Genomic DNA, 18,819 nt, shown 5'->3' with positions numbered 1-18,819 from the left:
CAACCACCCCGACGTCCATCACATGACCCCTCGCAAACTCATCGGCGTGCTCACGCCTTCCTCCAACACCGCGCTCGAACCGCTGACCAGTGCGATGGTCGCGGCCGTGCCCGGCGTCTCGGCGCATTTCTCGCGCTTCACCGTCACCGAGATCTCGATGCGCGATGCGTCGCTGAACCAGTTCGACGACAGCAAGATCCTCGAGGCCGCGCGGCTGCTGGCCGACGCGCGCGTCGACACCATCTGCTGGAGCGGCACCTCGGCCAGCTGGCTCGGCTTCGAGAAAGACCAGGCGCTGTGCGCGCGCATCACCGAAGCCACCGGCATCCCGGCGACCACCTCGGTGCTGGCGCTCAACGAACTGCTGGCCGCGCAGGGCGCGCGCACGCTGGGGCTGGTGTCGCCGTACGTCGAGGACGTGCAGCGGCGCATCGTCGCCAACTACGCGGGCATCGGCATCGACTGCGTGGCCGAGCGCCACCTGGACCTCACGGTGAACTTCTCGTTCAGCGAGGTCGAGCCCGACACGCTGCGCCGCATGCTGCGCGAAGTGGCGCAGCAGCGCCCCGACGCCATCACCATCATGTGCACCAACTTGAGCGGTGCGCAGCTGGTCGAGGAGATGGAGCGCGAGCTCGGCATCCCGATCTACGACTCGGTGGCCACCGTGGTCTGGCGCGCGCTGAAGACGGTCGGCGTCGCGCCGGGCGCCGTGAAGGGCTGGGGCCGGCTGTTCGACGCAACAGCCTGAGCGTTCGCCACTGCCCACGAAACAGACAGAAAAGCAAAGAAAGACCATGACCTTCCGCGACCTCGATCTCGTGGTGCGCAACGCCCGCGTTGCCACCGCCAGCGACACCTTCGATTCGGACATCGGCATCGCCGGCGGCCGCATCGTGCAGCTCGGCCTCGGCCTGCCGCCAGGCCGGCAGGAGATCGACGCCGCCGGCCGCTACGTGACGCCGGGCGGCGTCGACGCCCACTGCCACCTCGACCAGCCGATGGAGCCGCCCGTGCGCATGGCCGACGACTTCGGCTCGGGCACCCGCGCCGCCGCCTGCGGCGGCACCACCACCGTGATCCCGTTCGCCGCGCAGCAGAAGGGCCAGTCGCTGCGCGCCGCCGTGCAGGACTACCACCAGCGCGCCGAGGGCCGCGCCCACGTCGACCACGCCTTCCACCTGATCGTGAGCGACCCGACCGAGGAGGTGCTCAAGCACGAGCTGCCGCAGCTCATCGCCGAGGGCTACACCTCGTTCAAGATCTACATGACCTACGACGATCTGAAGCTGGACGACGGCCAGATCCTCGACGTGCTGTCGGTGGCGAGAGAGCAGGGCGCGATGGCCATGATCCACGCCGAGAACGCCGACTGCATCGAGTGGCTGACCAAGCGGCTCGAAGCCAGCGGGCGCACCGCGCCGCGCTTTCATGCCCATTCGCGGCCGATGCTGGTCGAGCGCGAGGCGACGCACCGCGCCATCGCGCTGTCGGAGCTGGTCGACGTGCCGATCATGATCGTGCACGTGTCGGGGCGCGAAGCCGTCGAGCAGATCCGCTGGGCGCGCGCGCACGGCCTGAGCGTGTTCGCGGAGACGTGTCCGCAGTACCTGTTCCTGACCGCCGAAGACCTGGGCATCGACGACAGCTACCAGGGCGCGCGTTGCGTCTGCAGCCCGCCGCCGCGCAACCGCGAGAACCAGCAGGTGATCTGGAACGGCCTATCCGACGGGCTGTTCACGATCTTCTCGTCGGACCATGCGCCGTTCCGCTACGACGCCCCCGAGGGCAAGAAGCCCGGCGGCGAAGAGGTGGCGTTCCGGCACATCCCGAACGGCATTCCGGGCATCGAGACGCGGCTGCCGCTCCTGTTCTCGCACGGCGTGCTCGACGGGCGCATCACCATCAACAAGTTCGTCGAGCTGACGTCCACCAACCCCGCCAAGGCCTACGGGCTGCACCCGCGCAAGGGCACGATCGCCGTGGGCGCCGATGCCGACCTCGTGGTCTGGGGCACCACGCCGCGTGCCATCCGCAATGCCGACCTGCACCACGATGTCGACTACACGCCCTACGAGGGCATCGAGGTGAAGGCCTGGCCGGCGCTGACGCTGGCGCGCGGCGAGGTCGTGTGGGACGGCGAACGCTTCCATCCGCGCGCCGGACGCGGAGAATTCCTGCGCCGGGGCGAGCCCACCTTGCTGCCCAGCCGCCGACCTGCCTGAACCTGGAGCCATCGCCATGAACCTGCTGCTCATCAACCCCAACACCTCGCAAAGCGTCTCCGACCTGATCGCGGCCGAGGCCCGGCGCGCGGCCGCGAGCGACACGCACATCGAGGTGCTCACGGCGCCTTTCGGCGTGGCCTACATCGAGACGCGCTTCGAATCGCTGATCGGCGCCTACGCCGCCGCCACGCTCGCGGCCGAGCACCACACGCGGCACGATGCCATCGTGGTCGCGGCCTTCGGCGACCCCGGCATCGACGGCCTGCGCGAGGCGCTCGACATCCCCGTGGTCGGCATGACCGAAGCCGCCTTGATGAGCGCATGCCTGCTGGGCAAGCGCTTCTCGATCGTCGCGATCTCGCGCCGCATCACGGCGTGGTACCGAGAGTGCGTGCAGGCCAATGGCCTCATCGACCGGCTGGCGAGCATCCGCAGCCTGGACGGTCCGCTCAAGGACATCGGCCACGTGCAGGACGACCACGGCCAGCGCCTGGAGGCCCTGTGCATGTCGGCCATCGAGGACGACGGCGCGGACGTGATCATCATTGCCGGCGCGCCGCTGGCGGGCCTGGCGCGTTCCATCAAGGACCGCATTCCGGTGCCCGTGGTCGACGGCGTGTCGAGCGCCGTGTGCCATGCGCAGACGCTCGTGTCGCTGGCACCTGCACCGGCGCGCCTGGGCAGTTTTGCGCCGCCGCCGATCAAGCCGAACCACGGGCTGCCCGAGGCTTTGGCACGGCTGCTGGCACGCGACGGCGCCCGCACGCCAGGCTGAGGTCGCGGGCCCCGTGACGCTCTGCAGCCTCGAGGGGGCGTCGATAGAATCGGCGCCGATGCCCACCAAAGCCCCAGCCCGCAAGACCAGCGCGAACGGCGCGACTGGCGCCACCGGCACGACCGGTGCCACCCCTGCCCGCGAACACAGCGTCGACGAGATCGCCGAGAAGATCTCGGCCGCCATCCTGGAACACCGTCTCGCGCCGGGCACGAAGCTGGGCGAAGACCGGCTGGCCACGATCTTCGCGACCAGCCGCGCCAAGGTGCGCGAGGTGCTGGCCCGGCTGGCGCACGAGCAGATCGTCGAACTCGTGCCGCAGCGCGGCGCCTTCGTCGCCAAGCCCACCATCGAGCAGGCCCAGGACGTGTTCGAGGCGCGCCGCCTCATCGAGCCCGGCGTGCTGCGCCGCCTCATCCGCACGCTCGACGACGCCAAGCGGGAGCGCCTGCAGCGTCACATCGAGCTCGAGGCCGACGCACGGCGCCGCGACGACAAGCGCGCCATCGTGCGGCTGTCGGGTGAGTTCCATGTGCTGCTGGCCGAGCTGGCCGGCAACTCGGCGCTGGCGCGCTCGATGCGCGAGCTGTCGGTGCTGACCTGCCTGATCATCTCGCTGTACGACGCCCCCACGGCCACCAGCTGCCGCGCCGACGAGCACGAGGAGATCGTCGCTGCCGTGAACCGCGGCGACGCCGCACGCGCCGAGAAGCTGATGCTGCATCACCTCGACCACATCGAGCAGAGCCTGAAGCTGGACGACAGCGCGGAAGAGGTCGATCTCGAAAGCGTGTTCAGCTGAAGCGGAGGAGGTCGCGCAACGGCATGCCCGATGTCCGCAAGGCACAGGCAAACCCATTGCGGGTGCCCAACAAACAAAAAGCCCCAGCAGCTTGGCAGCTACTGGGGCATCGTTTTGGCGGAGCAGGCGGGATTCGAACCCGCGGAGGGCTATTAACCCTCACACGCTTTCCAGGCGTGCGACTTAAACCGCTCATCCACCGCTCCTGAGCCCACGATTGTAGCGCGGGTTTTCAGCCGTTTTCAGGTCGGGCCAGAGCTTTTACCGGTTTGGATCATGCGCATGGCCGACGAGATCAGCGCGGCCGTCTCGGTCATGTTGCTCGGCACGATGAGCGTGGTCTTCGAGTCGGCGGCCACCTTGCCGTAGGCATCGACGGCGCGCTCGGCCACCTTCAGCTGCACGGCCTGTTCGCCGCCCGGCTGGCGGATGGCCGCGGCCACGCGTTCGATGGCGTCTGCCGTGGCGGTGGCCACGGCCGTGATGGCAGCGGCTTCACCTTGCGCGTTGTTGATCTGCGCCTGCTTCTCGCCCTCGGAGCGGGCAATGAAGGCTTCGCGTTCGCCGGTGGCGATGTTGATCTGTTCCTGGCGACGGCCTTCCGAGGCGGCGATGAGCGCGCGCTTGCCGCGTTCGGCGGTGATCTGCGCCTGCATGGCCAAGAGGATTTCCTTGGGCGGCGTCAGGTCCTTGATTTCGTAGCGCAGCACCTTCACGCCCCAGTTGAGTGCGGCCTCGTCGATGGCGGCCACGACCTGGGCGTTGATGACGTCGCGCTCTTCGAAGGTCTTGTCGAGCTCGAGCTTGCCGATCACGCTGCGCAGCGAGGTCTGTGCGAGCTGGGTCACGGCCACGATGTAGTTCGACGAGCCGTAGCTGGCGCGCATCGGGTCGGTCACCTGGAAGTACAGGATGCCGTCGACCTGCAGCTGCGTGTTGTCGCGCGTGATGCAGATCTGGCTGGGCACGTCGAGCGGGATTTCCTTCAGGCTGTGCTTGTAGGCCACGCGGTCGATGAACGGGATCAGGAAGTTCGGGCCGGGCGTCATGGTGCCGTGGTACTTGCCCAGGCGCTCACGCACCCATGCGTTCTGCTGCGGCACGAACTTGACCGACTGGCTGATGAAGATGATCGCGATGACCAGGATGATGAGAGGAACTGAAAATTCCATGGTGTGCTTCCTTTTCGAATGCGTTTTTCTGACTGACCGATTGAACTGTTAGATCTCTGCTAGATCTTGTCGACCACGAGGCGGCTGCCGACCACCTCGACCACGCGATGTTCGCCAGTGGAGGGCGCATGGCCCGCGCGCAGCACGACGGTCCATTGCGAGCCGCGGTAGCGCACGGTGGCGGTGCCGTCGAGGTTCCAGGCATCGACGTACACGCTCTCGCCGATGTCCAGGTTGAGATCGCGGTTGGCCTCGCTGGAGGGCTCGGCAGGGCGGTTGCGGCGGATCAGGTACCAGGTCACGACCGCGCCCACGCCGACCACGGCGGCCACCAGCAGCTGCGTGACGAGGTTGAAGCCCAGGTGCGCGGCGATGGCTGCGGCGGCGAAGCCGGCGGCCAGCAGCAGCAGGTACACCGTGCCGGACAACAACTCGGCCACGATGGCCGCGCCTGCGATCAACCACCAGAAGGTGGGATTTCCCATGGCAACTCCTCTCTTCTTTTGTTACTTGGACCTTCGCCATTCTGCGGCATGGCGCGCCATGCGCCTGTGTCGCGTAGGGATATGGCGCCCGCCGGGGCCGTCCCGGCCGGCGCACCCCACGGGGCTTGCAGGCGCCCGACGCAATCCGTCATCCGAATTCCGTACACTTCGCGCCTCGCTCATTGCCTGTCTGACTGCCTGTCCGGAGCCCCGCTCATGAAATTCCGCTTTCCCATCGTCATCATCGACGAGGACTTCCGCTCCGAAAACACTTCGGGCCTCGGCATCCGCGCGCTCGCGCAGGCCTTCGAAAGCGAGGGCTTCGAGGTGCTGGGCGTCACGAGCTACGGCGACCTGAGCCAGTTCGCGCAGCAGCAAAGCCGCGCCAGCGCCTTCATCCTGTCGATCGACGACGAAGAGTTCTCGGTCGGCCCCGACCTCGACCCGGCCGTGCTGAGCCTGCGCAGCTTCATCGGCGAGGTGCGTCGCAAGAACGCCGACGTGCCGATCTACATCTACGGCGAGACCAAGACCTCGCGCCACATCCCGAACGACATCCTGCGCGAGCTGCACGGCTTCATCCACATGTTCGAGGACACCCCCGAATTCGTGGCGCGCCACATCATCCGCGAGGCCAAGAGCTACCTGGAAGGCGTGCAGCCGCCGTTCTTCAAGGCGCTGATCGACTACGCCGAAGATGGCTCGTACTCGTGGCACTGCCCGGGCCACTCGGGTGGCGTGGCGTTCCTGAAGAGCCCGGTGGGCCAGATGTTCCACCAGTTCTTCGGCGAGAACATGCTGCGTGCCGACGTCTGCAACGCGGTGGAAGAACTGGGCCAGCTGCTCGACCACACCGGCCCGGTGGCGGCCAGCGAGCGCAATGCGGCGCGCATCTTCAATGCCGACCACTGCTTCTTCGTGACCAACGGAACCAGCACCAGCAACAAGATGGTGTGGCACCACACGGTGGCGCCCGACGACGTGGTGGTGGTCGACCGCAACTGCCACAAGTCGATCCTGCACGCGATCATCATGACCGGCGCGATTCCGGTGTTCATGAAGCCCACGCGCAACCACTTCGGCATCATCGGCCCGATTCCGAAAAGCGAGTTCGAGCAGAGCGCCATCAAGGCCAAGATCAAGGCCAACCCGCTGCTGGCCGACGTCGATCCGAACAAGGTCAAGCCGCGCGTGATGACGCTCACCCAGTCGACCTACGACGGCGTGATCTACAACACCGAGACCATCAAGAACATGCTCGACGGCTACGTCGACACGCTGCACTTCGACGAGGCCTGGCTGCCGCACGCCGCCTTCCACCCGTTCTACGGCGCCTACCACGCGATGGGCAAGCGCCGCGTGCGCCCGAAGGAATCGCTGGTGTTCGCCACGCAGTCGACGCACAAGCTGCTGGCCGGCATCAGCCAGGCCAGCCACGTGCTGGTGCAGGACTCGCAGAACCGCGCGCTCGACCGCGACCTCTTCAACGAGGCCTACCTGATGCACTCGTCGACCAGCCCGCAGTACGCGATCATCGCGAGCTGCGACGTGGCCGCCGCCATGATGGAGCCGCCCGGCGGCACCGCGCTGGTGGAAGAGAGCATCCTGGAAGCGCTCGATTTCCGCCGCGCCATGCGCAAGGTCGAGGAAGAGTTCGGCAAGGACGAGTGGTGGTTCAAGGTCTGGGGCCCCGAGAAGCTCGTCGACGAGGGCATCGGCCGCGCCGAAGACTGGATCATGCACGGCGAGAAGAACGGCAAGCCCAAGAGCAAGAAGTCGCCGCGCAACTGGCACGGCTTCGGCGAACTGGCCGACGGCTTCAACATGCTCGACCCGATCAAGTCGACCATCGTCACGCCGGGCCTGGACCTGGAAGGCAACTTTGCCGAGACCGGCATCCCCGCCAGCGTGGTGACCAAGTTCCTGGCCGAGCACGGCGTGATCGTGGAGAAGACGGGCCTCTATAGCTTCTTCATCATGTTCACCATCGGCATCACCAAGGGCCGCTGGAACACGCTGCTCACGGCGCTGCAGCAGTTCAAGGACGATTACGCGCGCAACCAGCCGATGTGGCGCATCCTGCCCGAGTTCTGCCAGCAGCACCCGGGCTACGAGCGCCTGGGCCTGCGCGACCTGTGCCAGCACATCCACCAGCTGTACGCGCGCTACGACGTGGCGCGCCTCACGACCGAGATGTACCTGAGCGACCTGACGCCGGCCATGAAGCCCAGCGACGCCTTCGCCCACATCGCGCACCGCAAGACCGAGCGCGTGGAGATCGACGAGCTCGAAGGCCGCATCACCACCAGTCTGATCACGCCGTACCCGCCGGGCATTCCGCTGCTCATCCCGGGCGAAGTGTTCAACAAGAAGATCGTCGACTACCTCAAGTTCTCGCGCGAGTTCAACCTGCAGTGCCCGGGCTTCGAGACCGACATCCACGGCCTCGTGGCGCGCATCGACGAGACGGGCAAGAAGCGGTACTACGCGGACTGCGTGCGTCAGGCAAGTTGAGAAAGGGACGTGCCCCGGTGAGGGGCACGGTCTGCGAAGGCGGGGCTAGCCTTCGCGCACGCGCATGAAGCGGGCAAATTTGGGCAACCCGCTCGGGTGCGTGCCGTTGTAGCGGTAGGTCACCAGGCTGCCGATCGGCGGCGGCTGGTCGCGCTCGGCGTCGGTCAGGCCGGTGCCGAGCCGGAAGCGCTGGCCGTCGGGCATCTCGACCATCAACGCGCCGAGCCGGCCGTGGTGCTTGCCCTTGCCGGGCAGGTGCGCGACCACGCGGGCCTCGGCGTCTTCGAAGGGCTTGACCTTGAGCAGGTCGTTGTTGCGCTCGCCGCGGTACATCGACGCGCCCCGATGCAGCATCAGGCCTTCGCCGCCCATCTTCACGGTCTTGTCGAGCAGCGCCTGCAGGTCCTCGTGCGTGGTCGCCGGCTGCTGCGGCACGGCCACCACCCAGGGCGCGTCGGTGATCGGCAGCAGCTTGCGCAGCGCCGCGAGGCGGGTGTTGAAGTCGCCGCCCTGGGCGGGCAGGTCGAACACCATGAAACGAATCTCGTGCCAGGCGGTGTCGCTGGGCGTCTGGCTGCGCACGGTCGACATCGTGTGGTTGAAGCGGCCACGTCCCGCCCACAGTTCGCCGTCGAGCGGCTGCTTGGGCAGCGAGGCGGTGAACCACGCCGGTGCCATGACGGGCTCGCCGCCACGGGTCCAGAGCTTCTGGCCGTCCCAGTAGCCGCGCACGCCGTCGAACTTCTCGCTGACCCAGTAGCCCGCGAGCGACATGCCGGGGCGGTACACCTCGGCCAGCATCAGGGCGGGTGCGGCGGCGCGTGCGAACGCGGCGCGGCCCGAGAGGGCTGCGCCCAGTCCCGCAAGCAGGAGGAGGGAGCGTCGGTTCAACACGGTGGCAGGCGCTGGGAGCCGAGAGGGGAAATTACTCCGCCATGCCTCCGACCACGTTGCTGAAGCCGCCGTCCACGTAGGTGATCTCGGCGGTCACGCCGCTGGCCAGGTCGCTCAGCAGGAAGGCGGCCACGTTGCCGACTTCCTCGATGGTCACGTTGCGGCGGATCGGCGAGGCGTCGGCCACGGCCGTGAGGATCTTGCTGAAGCTCTTGATGCCGCTGGCGGCGAGCGTCTTGATGGGGCCGGCGCTGATGCCGTTCACGCGCATGCCCTTCGGGCCGAGCGAGGCGGCGGTGTAGCGCACAGAGGCCTCGAGCGAGGCCTTGGCCAGGCCCATGGTGTTGTAGTTGGGCAGCGCGCGTTCGGCACCCAGGTAGGTCAGCGTGAGCAGGGCCGACTTGTCGTTGAGGTAGGGCAGGGCCGCCTTGGCCATGGCCGGGAAGCTGTACGCACTGATGTCGTGCGCGATCTTGAAGCCTTCGCGCGAGAGGCCTTCCAGGAAGTCGCCGGCGATCGACTCGCGCGTGGCGAAGCCGATGCTGTGCACGAAGCCGTCGAATTTGGGCCAGGTCTGCGCGAGGTCGGCAAAGAGCTTGTCGATCTGCGCGTCGTCGCCCACGTCGCAGTCGAAAATCAGTTTCGAGCCGAAGTCTGCGGCATATTCGGTGATACGGTCCTTGAATCGCTCGCCGACATAACTGAAGGCGAGTTCCGCGCCCTGGTCGTGACAGGCCTTGGCAATGCCATATGCAATGGAGCGATTGCTCAACACACCGGTGATCAACAGTTTCTTGCCGGAAAGAAAGCCCATGAAGTTGCCTCGTGAAAATCTTGGGCAGAATTCTCGCATGCGAGGTTGGCTGCTCTGGATGTTGGCGCTCCTGGCGCTGCCCTCGTGGGCAGCGCACGGGCTGGGCATGGGTTACGAGCCCAAGTACCCGGCGTCGTTCACGCATTTCGACTACGTGAACCCCAACGCCCCCAAGGGCGGCGACCTGACCCTGTCGGCCGCCGGCAGCTTCGACAAGCTCAACCCCTTCACCCTGCGCGGCGTGCCGCCAGTGGGCATGGGCTACAGCGCCAACGGCTTCGTGTTCTCCGAGTACGGCCTGCTCTTCGATTCGCTGACCACGCCGAGCGAGGACGAGCCCTTCTCGCAGTACGGCCTGCTGGCCGAGGACATCCAGCTGGCGCCCGACCGCTTGAGCGTCACGTTCCGGCTGAACCCCAAGGCGCGCTTTTCCGACGGCTCGCCGGTGCTGGCGAAAGACGTGAAGTACTCCTTCGACACCCTGCGCAGCAAGGCCGCCGGACCAACCTTCCGCTCGTACTGGGCCGACATCAAGGAGGCCGTGGTGACGGGCGAGCGCACCATCCGCTTCGACTTCGTGCGCCAGAACGCCGAGCTGCACATGATCATCGGCGGGCTGCCCGTGTTCTCCAGCGCCTGGGGCAAGGGCAAGCCCTTCGACCAGATCGTGACCGAGGCGCCGATCGCGAGCGGGCCGTACATGGTGGACAGGGTCGATTTCGGCAAGTTCATCTCGTACCGCCGGCGCCCGGACTACTGGGCCGCCAACCTGCCGGTGCGCAAGGGGATGTTCAACTACGACACGGTGTCGTACCAGTACTTCAAGGACTCGCTCGGCGAAGAAGAGTCGCTCAAGGCCGGCGCGCTCGACGCGATGGAAGAGCGCTCGATCATCGCGTGGGTGCGCCGCTACAAGGGCCGCCGCTTCGACTCCGGCGAGCTGGTCAAGGAAGAGATCGCGCATCGCCGCTTCACCGGCATGCAGGGCCTGGCGCCCAACCTGCGGCAGCCGCGCTTCGCCGACATGCGCGTGCGCAGGGCGCTGGCGCTGGCCTTCGACTTCGACTGGCTCAACGCCCACCTGTTCTACGGCCGCCGCGGGCGCACCCAGAGCTATTTCCAGAACAGCGACGACCTCATGGCCCAGCCCGAGGTCAGTCCCGAGGAGCAGGCGCTGATCGACAAGCTCAAGACCCGGCAGCGCTACCTCGACAACACCAAGGGCGAGCTGCCGCGCCCCGACAGCAGCGGCGACACCGCCGAGGGCCTGCGGCGCAACCTCGTGAAGGCGCAGGAACTGCTCAAGGAGGCCGGCTGGACCTACCGCGACGGCGCGCTGCGCGACAAGGCCGGCACGCCGTTCGTGATCACCATCGACATCGCCGATCGCAGCTCGGGCGTGGTGCTCGCGCCGTATGCGCGCAACCTCGGCAAGCTGGGCATCCGGCTGGACTACCGCCTGCGCGACCCGAGCCTGCTGAAGAAGAAGCTGGACGACTTCGACTTCGACATGGCCATCAGCCTCGTCGGTGGCTCGTCGAGTCCCGGCAACGAGCTGTACGACGACTTCGGCTCGAAATCGGCGAGCGAGAAGGGCAGCCAGAACCTGAGCGGCATCAGCGACCCGGTGGTCGACGAGATCGTCGAGGTGATCGTCAACAGCCACGACCGCGCCTCGCTCGCGGCGGCCGCGCGGCTGCTGGACCGCTACTTGCTCCACCAGCATTACATGACCCCGATGTACTACGGCAAGCAGTATTTCATTGCCCACAAGCGAAAGCTGCGTCGCCCGGACGCGCCACTGCCGCAGCGCCTGCTGGCGGGGTCGGCGATGCTGACGATGTGGTGGATCGAGCCGAGCGCCAAGTAAGAGAACAAGAACACGCATGGCCGCCTACCTGATCCGACGCCTCCTGCTGATCGTTCCCACGCTGTTCGGCGTGCTGCTGCTCAACTTCGCGATCGTGCAGTTCGTGCCCGGCGGTCCGGCCGAGCAGCTGCTTTCGCAACTCACCAACAAGGAGAACCGCATCTCGGGCGGCCCCACCGGCCGCACGCTCGACGCCAAGCAGGTGGCCGAGATCAAGGCGCTCTACGGTTTCGACAAGCCGGCCCCCGAGCGCTTCTGGCAGATGCTCAAGCAGTTCGCCCGCTTCGACCTGGGCAAGAGTTTCTTCCAGAGCAAGGACGTGTGGCAGCTCATCAAGGAGAAGCTGCCGGTGTCGATCAGCCTGGGGCTGTGGACCTTCTTCATCAGCTACCTCATCGCGGTGCCGCTGGGCGTGGCCAAGGCCGTGCGGGCGGGCTCGCGCTTCGACTTCTTCACGACGCTGCTGGTGCTCGTCGGCTACGCCATCCCGGGCTTCGTGCTGGGCGTGGCGCTGCTGGTGATCTTCGGCGGCCAGCTGCAGTGGTTCCCGCTGCGCGGGCTGACCTCGCCGAACTGGGAGTCGCTGAGCTGGGGTGCGCGCATCGTCGACTACCTGTGGCACATCACCTTGCCGGTGACGGCCATGGTGCTGGGCAGCTTCGCGATCACCGCGATGCTCACCAAGAACTCCTTCCTCGAGGAAATCCGCAAGCAGTACGTGCTGACGGCGCGGGCCAAGGGGCTGGCCGAGCGGCAGGTGCTCTGGAAACACGTGTTCCGCAATGCGCTGATCCCGATCATCACGGGCTTTCCGACGGCCTTCATCGGCGCCTTCTTCTCGGGCGCGCTGCTGATCGAGACGCTGTTCTCGCTCGACGGCATGGGCCTGCTGAGCTACGAGAGCGTGCTGCGGCGCGACTACCCGGTGTTCCTGGGCACGCTCTATCTGTTCACGCTGATCGGGCTGGTGACCAAGCTCATCTCCGATCTCTGCTACGTCTGGGTCGATCCGAGGGTGAAGTTTGACTGAAGCCGCCGCCGTGTCCGTGAGCCCCGGGCGCCGTGCCTGGCGCCGTTTCCGCCGCAACCCGCTGGGGTTCTGGAGCCTGGTCGTCTTCTCGGCGCTGGTGGTGCTGAGCCTGTTCGCCGACGTGCTCTCCACCGACAAGCCGCTGGTGGTGCGCTACGAAGGCCAGACCTACTTCCCCGTGCTGCGCGACTATTCCGAGAAGACCTTCGGCGGCGATTTCGAAACGCCGGCTGACTACCTCGACCCCTTCATCGAGCAGCGCATCACGCAGGGCGACAACTGGGCGCTGTATGCGCCAAACCGCTACGGTCCGGCCACGCTCAACTATTTCTCGAAGCCGCCGAACCCCGCCGCACCCTCGCACGCGAACCTGCTCGGCACCGACGAGCGCGGGCGCGACCTGCTGGCCCAGCTGATCTACGGCTTTCGCGTGAGCGTGCTGTTCGCGCTGGCGCTCACGGTGGTCGGCGTGGTGCTGGGCATCGCGACCGGCGCCGTGCAGGGCTTCTTCGGCGGCAAGATCGACCTGACCTTCCAGCGCCTGATCGAGATCTGGAGTGCGATGCCCGAGCTGTACCTGCTGATCATCTTCAGCGCGATCTTCACGCCGAGCGTGTCGCTGCTCTTGATCCTGCTGAGCCTGTTCGGCTGGATGGGACTGTCGGACTACGTGCGCGCCGAGTTCCTGCGCAACCGCCAGATGGACTACGTGCGCGCCGCACGCGCGCTCGGTGTGGGCAACCTGCAGATCATGTGGCGCCACATCCTGCCCAACAGCATGGTGCCGGTCGTGACCTTCCTGCCGTTCCGCATGAGCGCGGCCATCCTCGCGTTGACTTCGCTCGACTTCCTCGGCCTGGGCGTTCCCCCCGGCACGCCGTCGCTCGGCGAACTGCTGAGCCAGGGCAAGGGGAACATCGATGCGTGGTGGATTTCGCTGTCCACCTTCTGCGTGCTGGTCGTCACGCTGATGCTGCTGACCTTCATGGGCGACGCGCTGCGCGATGCGCTCGACCCCCGGAAGGCCGACAAATGACGACGACACGCGACACGACGAAGAACCAGCCCTTGCTCGACGTGAAGGGGCTGCGCGTCGCCTTCGGCGGCAAGCCGGTGGTGCATGGCATCGACCTGCAGATCGCGGCCGGCGAAAAGCTGGCGCTGGTCGGCGAGTCGGGCTCGGGCAAGACGGTCACGGCGCTGTCGCTGCTGCGGCTGGTGCAGAACGCCGACCTTGACGGGGTGGCGACCCTGTCGGGGTCGCAGGCGCAGCGCGGTGCGCGCGACCTGCTGTCGATTCCGGAGCGCGAACTGCGCGGCATCCGCGGCAAGGAGATCGCGATGATCTTCCAGGAGCCGATGACCGCGCTCAATGCGCTGTACACCGTGGGCGATCAGATCGCCGAGGTGCTCGAACTGCACGAAGGGCTGTCGGCCCGCGCCGCGCAAGAGGCTTCTGTGCAGCTGCTGGCCGACACCGGCATTCCCGAACCGGCGCGGCGGGCGAGGTCGTATCCGCACCAGCTCTCGGGCGGGCAGCGCCAGCGCGCCATGATCGCCATGGCGCTGGCCTGCAAGCCGCGCCTGCTATTGGCGGACGAGCCGACCACGGCGCTCGACGTCACGGTGCGTGCGCAGATTCTCGAGCTGCTGGCCGAGCTGCAGCGCAAGTACGGCATGGCCGTGCTGCTCATCACCCACGACCTGAACCTGGTGCGCCGTTTCGCCGACCGGGTGGCGGTGATGGAGCGCGGCCACATCGTCGAGCATGGCCCGGTGGGCACGGTGTTCGAGGCGCCGCAGCATGCCTACACCCGCAAGCTGATCGACAGCCATCCGGCGCGCGACGTGGCCGAGGCGGCCGCCGACGGCGCGGCGCCGCCGGTGCTGGAGGCCCGGGCGCTGCGCGTGAGCTATCCGGTGTCGCGTCCCGGCTTCGCGGGCTGGTTCCGCAAGGGCGAGTTCGTCGCCGTGCAGGGCGCCGATTTCCGGATCGCGCCGGGCGAAACGCTGGGCGTGGTCGGCGAATCGGGCTCGGGCAAGTCGACGCTGGCGCTGGCCGCGCTCGGCCTGCTCAAGCACCGGGGCGAACTGCAGGTGACGGGGAAGGGCTGGGCGGTGGACCGCGCCTCCGACCTCGCGCTGCGCCGCACGATGCAGGTGGTGTTCCAGGACCCGTTCTCGTCGCTCTCGCCGCGCATGACGGTCGAGCAGATCGTGGGCGAGGGGCTGCGCGTGCACGCGCCCGAGCTCGACGCCGCCGCCCGCCGGGCGCGCGCGCTCACGGCGCTGGCCGACGTGGGACTGAGCGAGGCGCAGTTTCCCGCGCTGCTCGACCGCTATCCGCACGAGTTCTCGGGCGGGCAGCGCCAGCGGCTGGCGATCGCCCGGGCGCTGATCGTCGATCCGCAGCTGCTGGTGCTCGACGAGCCCACCAGCGCGCTCGACGTGACCATCCAGAAGCAGGTGCTCGGCCTGCTGCAGCGGCTGCAGCGCGAGCGGGGGCTGAGCTACCTCCTGATCACCCACGACGTCGAGGTGATCCGCGCCATGGCGCACCAGGTCATCGTGATGAAAGACGGTGCGATCCTCGAATCCGGGCCGGCCCTGCGGGTCCTCGACGCCCCCGAGCATCCCTACACACAGAAGCTGGTGGCGGCGGCGCTGCTGGAATAAAAAAACGGAGACGGGTAGAAATGTCGAATATCGGACACGACCGGCGCGGTGCCTGGCGCGCGGCGCTGGCCTGCATGGTCACGCTGGCGGTGGCCATGGGCCTGGGGCGCTTCGCCTTCACGCCCATGCTGCCCATCATGCTGAGCGAGGGAAAGCTCGAGCTGGCCGGCGGCGGTTTGCTGGCGTCTCTTAATTACCTGGGCTATTTCTTCGGCGCGGTCAGCTGCGCGGCCATCGGCATCAAGGCGTCGAGCATGGTGCGCGGCGGGCTGCTGGCCACGGCGGCCTTGCTGGTCGGCATGGGGCTGCTGCACAGCTTCGTCGGCTGGGGCGTGCTGCGTGCGGCGGCCGGGGTGATGAGCGCCTGGGTCTTCGTGTTCGCCTCGGGCTGGGGGCTGCGCCGGCTGGCCGAGACGAATTCGCCCATGCTGGCCGGCGTGATCTACACGGGGCCGGGCATCGGGATCGCCATGACCGGGTTGCTGGGCGGGGCGCTCGGCCGCTGGGGTTCGGAGGCGGGTTGGATCGGTCTCGGGTTGCTGGCCGTGGTGCTGATCGCTGTGATCTGGCGGGTGTTCGATGACGGCGAGCGGGCGGGGGCTGCGGCAGGCGGGGCGGCGGCGAGTCCGGCTGTTGCAACGGGCAGCGCCTCGGGATCAGGGTCGGCCCGCAGCGATGCGATCTGGCTGGTCGCGCTCTATGGGCTGGCAGGCTTTGGTTACATCATTACGGCCACTTTCCTGCCCGTGATCGCCCGGCAGGCGCTGCCGGGATCGCCGTGGCCGGATTTCTTCTGGCCGCTGTTCGGCGCGGCCATCATTCCGGGCGCATTGATCGGCGCCCGCGCCCCGGTGCATTGGGACAACCGGCTGCTGCTGGCCGCCGCTTATGCATTGCAGGCCCTGGGCGTCGTGTTTTCGGTGGCCTGGCCGACCATTGCGGGTTTTGCACTCGGCAGCCTGCTGCTCGGCATGCCTTTCACCGCCATCACGCTTTTCGCCATGCGGGAAGCCCGCCGGCTGCGCGGGAATGCCGCGGCCGGGTTGATCGGCTATGCCACGGCGTCCTACGGGGTGGGGCAGATCATCGGGCCGCTGTTTGCGGCGCCATTGGCCCAGCGCACCGGTTCTTTCGAGCTGCCTTTGCTGGTGGCGGCGGCCGCATTGGCCCTGGGCGCGGTGCTGTTTGCCGTGGTCTGGTCGAAATACCGGCGCCCTGTGGCCGCCTGAATACCGATGTCCTTCATTTATGCACGCGAATAGCATATAATTCGAGGCTCACGACCAAACGGGCGGGTACCAACCGCCCGTTTTTTTTGGTCTATGCATTCTCAAGCAGCAACTATTTGGCGTCGTGGCATCCGTGGTGGGCGGGTGCTGCGGCTTGGGCATTGATTCAGAAGGCGCTTTCAAACACGTGGCATTGCAGCAAACAGTAGAACAAACCGTGGCCGGTCTCGGCTACGACCTGGTCGAGGTCGAGCGCTCGGCCGGTGGATTGCTGCGCGTGACGATTGATTTGCCCTGGACGCCCCCCACCTCTGAAGATGTAGCGGCCGGCGTGCCCGAACCCTTCGTGACGGTGGAAGACTGCGAGAAGGTCACGCGCCAGCTGCAATTCGCGCTGGAAGTCGATGCGGTCGATTACAAGCGGCTCGAGGTCTCCTCGCCCGGTATCGATCGCCCCTTGCGCAATGAACAGGATTTCGAGCGATTCGTGGGCGCGGTGATCGACATCACCCTCAAGGCGCCCATGGGCGCTGCCGCGGCGGGCCAGGTGTCGGCCAATCGCAAGAAGTTTCGCGGCACGCTGGAGCGTGCTGAAGGCGGTTCGGGTTGGCAGATCGTCTGGAGCGATGCGCCCGAGACCAAGCCGGGTCAAAAAGTGAGCAAGAAGCGCGCGCCTGCACCGTTGCATGCGCTGGGCTTCGTATTGGACGAGCTGCGCGATGCGCGGCTCGCGCCGATTGTGGATTTCAAGGGCCGCAAGGCCAAAACCCAACCGGGTTTTTCGGATATTGACGACGGAACGAATGTTCCGGACTGAACAAGAGGAGTGGTGGCATGAATCGCGAAATGTTGATGTTGGTGGATGCGATCTCGCGCGAGAAGAACGTCGAGCGCGACGTGGTCTTCGGCGCGGTCGAGTCCGCACTGGCGCAAGCCACCAAGAAGCTCCATCAGGGTGACGTGGATATCCGCGTGGCGGTCGATCGCGACAGCGGCGACTACGAAACTTTCCGCCGCTGGCACGTCGTTCCCGACGAGGCCGGCCTGCAACTGCCCGACCAGGAGATCCTGCTCTTCGAGGCGCGTGAGGAGATGCCCGACATCGAGGTCGACGAATACATCGAGGAATCCGTCGATTCGGTGCCGATCGGCCGCATCGGTGCCATGGCTGCCAAGCAGGTGATCCTGCAGAAGATCCGCGACGCCGAGCGCGAGATGCTGCTCAACGACTTCATGTCGCGCGGCGACAAGATCTTCGTGGGCACCGTCAAGCGCCTGGACAAGGGCGACATCATCGTGGAAGCCGGGCGCGTCGAAGGCCGCCTGCGCCGCAGCGAGATGATCGCCAAGGAAAACCTGCGCAACGGCGACCGCGTGCGGGCCATGATCATGGAGGTCGACCTGACGCTGCGCGGCGCGCCGATCATCCTGTCGCGCTCGGCCCCCGAGTTCATGATCGAGTTGTTCCGCCAGGAAGTGCCCGAGATCGAACAAGGCCTGCTCGAGATCAAGAGCTGTGCCCGCGACCCCGGTTCGCGCGCCAAGATCGCCGTGCTCTCGCACGACAAGCGTGTCGACCCGATCGGCACCTGCGTCGGCGTGCGCGGCACCCGCGTCAACGCCGTCACGAACGAGCTCGCCGGCGAACGCGTGGACATCGTGCTGTGGAGCGAAGACCCGGCCCAGTTCGTGATCGGCGCCCTGGCGCCGGCGAATGTCTCGTCGATCGTGGTCGACGAAGAAAAACACGCCATGGACGTGGTGGTGGACGAGGAAAACCTCGCGATCGCCATCGGCCGCGGCGGCCAGAACGTGCGCCTGGCTTCCGACCTCACCGGTTGGAAGATCAACATCATGGACGCGAACGAGTCGGCCCAGAAGCAGGCGACCGAGACCGATGCCAGCCGCAAGCTCTTCATGGAAAAGCTCGATGTCGACGAGGAAATCGCCGACATCCTGATTTCGGAAGGTTTCAACAGCCTCGAAGAGGTGGCCTACGTGCCGATCTCCGAGATGCTTGAGATCGAGGCCTTCGACGAAGACACCATCAATGAGCTGCGCGCCCGTGCAAAGGATGCGCTGCTGACCATGGAAATCGCCAAGGAAGAAGGTGTCGAAACCGTCTCGCAGAACCTGCGCGACCTCGAAGGCCTCAATCCCGACCTGATTCCGCAGCTGGCTGAAGCGGGTGTGAACACCCGTGACGACCTGGCCGACCTCGCGGTCGATGAACTCACCGAAATCACCGGCCTGAGCGCCGATGACGCCAAAGCCCTCATCTTGAAAGCCCGCGAACATTGGTTCGCCGGCCAAGAGTGACGGTATGGAGG

The 18,819-nt window shown here is 66.8% G+C and carries 16 protein-coding genes and 1 tRNA gene; 12 read left to right on the top strand and 5 right to left on the bottom strand.

Annotation, left to right across the window (positions count from 1 at the left end; genetic code table 11):
• Window positions 1–22 precede the first annotated feature (22 nt).
• The 4 genes from AC1RAD_RS09395 to AC1RAD_RS09380 are packed head-to-tail and all read left to right on the top strand — an operon-like array spanning window position 23 to window position 3,805.
• A complete protein-coding gene (locus AC1RAD_RS09395) occupies window positions 23–751 on the top strand; it encodes a maleate cis-trans isomerase family protein (RefSeq protein ID WP_489056676.1) in 729 nt (242 codons plus the stop codon).
• A 46-nt stretch (window positions 752–797) separates the two neighbouring features.
• Window positions 798–2,225 carry a dihydropyrimidinase gene (gene hydA, locus AC1RAD_RS09390; RefSeq protein ID WP_307588420.1) on the top strand — a complete coding sequence of 476 codons (1,428 nt, stop codon included), beginning with the start codon at window positions 798–800 and terminating at the stop codon, window positions 2,223–2,225.
• A 16-nt stretch (window positions 2,226–2,241) separates the two neighbouring features.
• Window positions 2,242–3,003 carry an aspartate/glutamate racemase family protein gene (locus tag AC1RAD_RS09385; protein ID WP_492734620.1) on the top strand — a complete coding sequence of 254 codons (762 nt, stop codon included), beginning with the start codon at window positions 2,242–2,244 and terminating at the stop codon, window positions 3,001–3,003.
• A 58-nt stretch (window positions 3,004–3,061) separates the two neighbouring features.
• A complete protein-coding gene (locus tag AC1RAD_RS09380; protein ID WP_159271732.1) occupies window positions 3,062–3,805 on the top strand; it encodes a GntR family transcriptional regulator in 744 nt (247 codons plus the stop codon).
• 115 nt (window positions 3,806–3,920) lie between these two features.
• Here the strand turns inward: AC1RAD_RS09380 and AC1RAD_RS09375 are convergent.
• The 3 genes from AC1RAD_RS09375 to AC1RAD_RS09365 form a co-directional block, all read right to left on the bottom strand.
• Window positions 3,921–4,011, bottom strand: a tRNA-Ser gene (locus tag AC1RAD_RS09375).
• 36 nt (window positions 4,012–4,047) lie between these two features.
• A complete protein-coding gene (locus tag AC1RAD_RS09370; RefSeq protein ID WP_093239542.1) occupies window positions 4,048–4,977 on the bottom strand; it encodes an SPFH domain-containing protein in 930 nt (309 codons plus the stop codon).
• A gap of 59 nt (window positions 4,978–5,036) precedes the next feature.
• Window positions 5,037–5,462, bottom strand: coding sequence for an NfeD family protein (locus AC1RAD_RS09365; RefSeq protein ID WP_159271733.1), 426 nt, complete (start codon window positions 5,460–5,462; stop codon window positions 5,037–5,039).
• Window positions 5,463–5,678: 216 nt separating this feature from the next.
• Here AC1RAD_RS09365 and AC1RAD_RS09360 point away from each other — a divergent pair, with 216 nt between their 5' ends.
• Window positions 5,679–7,976, top strand: a complete 2,298-nt coding sequence (locus tag AC1RAD_RS09360; protein ID WP_062479834.1) for an arginine/lysine/ornithine decarboxylase — start codon at window positions 5,679–5,681, stop codon at window positions 7,974–7,976.
• Window positions 7,977–8,021: 45 nt separating this feature from the next.
• Here AC1RAD_RS09360 and AC1RAD_RS09355 read toward each other — a convergent pair whose 3' ends face one another.
• The gene (locus AC1RAD_RS09355; protein WP_062479832.1) at window positions 8,022–8,870 is read right to left on the bottom strand and encodes a DNA ligase; all 849 of its coding nucleotides are present in this window, start codon (window positions 8,868–8,870) and stop codon (window positions 8,022–8,024) included.
• Window positions 8,871–8,901: 31 nt separating this feature from the next.
• Window positions 8,902–9,684 carry an enoyl-ACP reductase FabI gene (fabI, locus tag AC1RAD_RS09350; RefSeq protein ID WP_307693525.1) on the bottom strand — a complete coding sequence of 261 codons (783 nt, stop codon included), beginning with the start codon at window positions 9,682–9,684 and terminating at the stop codon, window positions 8,902–8,904.
• A gap of 37 nt (window positions 9,685–9,721) precedes the next feature.
• On the opposite strand from fabI, the gene AC1RAD_RS09345 reads away from it, so the two are divergent.
• The 7 genes from AC1RAD_RS09345 to nusA all read left to right on the top strand — a co-directional run bounded on the left by AC1RAD_RS09345 (window position 9,722) and on the right by nusA (window position 18,808).
• Window positions 9,722–11,554, top strand: a complete 1,833-nt coding sequence (locus AC1RAD_RS09345; protein ID WP_492734619.1) for an extracellular solute-binding protein — start codon at window positions 9,722–9,724, stop codon at window positions 11,552–11,554.
• A gap of 16 nt (window positions 11,555–11,570) precedes the next feature.
• Complete coding sequence (locus AC1RAD_RS09340) at window positions 11,571–12,584, top strand: microcin C ABC transporter permease YejB (protein ID WP_062479827.1); 1,014 nt, start codon at window positions 11,571–11,573, stop codon at window positions 12,582–12,584.
• Complete coding sequence (locus tag AC1RAD_RS09335) at window positions 12,577–13,620, top strand: ABC transporter permease (RefSeq protein ID WP_062479825.1); 1,044 nt, start codon at window positions 12,577–12,579, stop codon at window positions 13,618–13,620. The genes AC1RAD_RS09340 and AC1RAD_RS09335 overlap by 8 nt, the downstream gene beginning before the upstream one ends.
• Window positions 13,617–15,260 (top strand): ABC transporter ATP-binding protein, encoded by a 1,644-nt coding sequence (locus AC1RAD_RS09330; RefSeq protein WP_492734618.1) that lies wholly within the window; start codon window positions 13,617–13,619, stop codon window positions 15,258–15,260. The genes AC1RAD_RS09335 and AC1RAD_RS09330 overlap by 4 nt, the downstream gene beginning before the upstream one ends.
• 20 nt (window positions 15,261–15,280) lie before the next feature.
• Complete coding sequence (locus tag AC1RAD_RS09325) at window positions 15,281–16,489, top strand: YbfB/YjiJ family MFS transporter (protein ID WP_354342076.1); 1,209 nt, start codon at window positions 15,281–15,283, stop codon at window positions 16,487–16,489.
• A gap of 187 nt (window positions 16,490–16,676) precedes the next feature.
• A complete protein-coding gene (gene rimP, locus AC1RAD_RS09320) occupies window positions 16,677–17,306 on the top strand; it encodes a ribosome maturation factor RimP (RefSeq protein ID WP_095745389.1) in 630 nt (209 codons plus the stop codon).
• A gap of 17 nt (window positions 17,307–17,323) precedes the next feature.
• The gene (nusA, locus tag AC1RAD_RS09315; protein ID WP_062479821.1) at window positions 17,324–18,808 is read left to right on the top strand and encodes a transcription termination factor NusA; all 1,485 of its coding nucleotides are present in this window, start codon (window positions 17,324–17,326) and stop codon (window positions 18,806–18,808) included.
• Window positions 18,809–18,819 lie beyond the last annotated feature (11 nt).

The sequence above is a fragment of the Variovorax sp. GW823-FHT04B03 genome (assembly GCF_058796495.1).
Note: the sequence above shows the minus strand (reverse complement) of the source record. Positions and strands in the feature narration are given on the sequence as shown.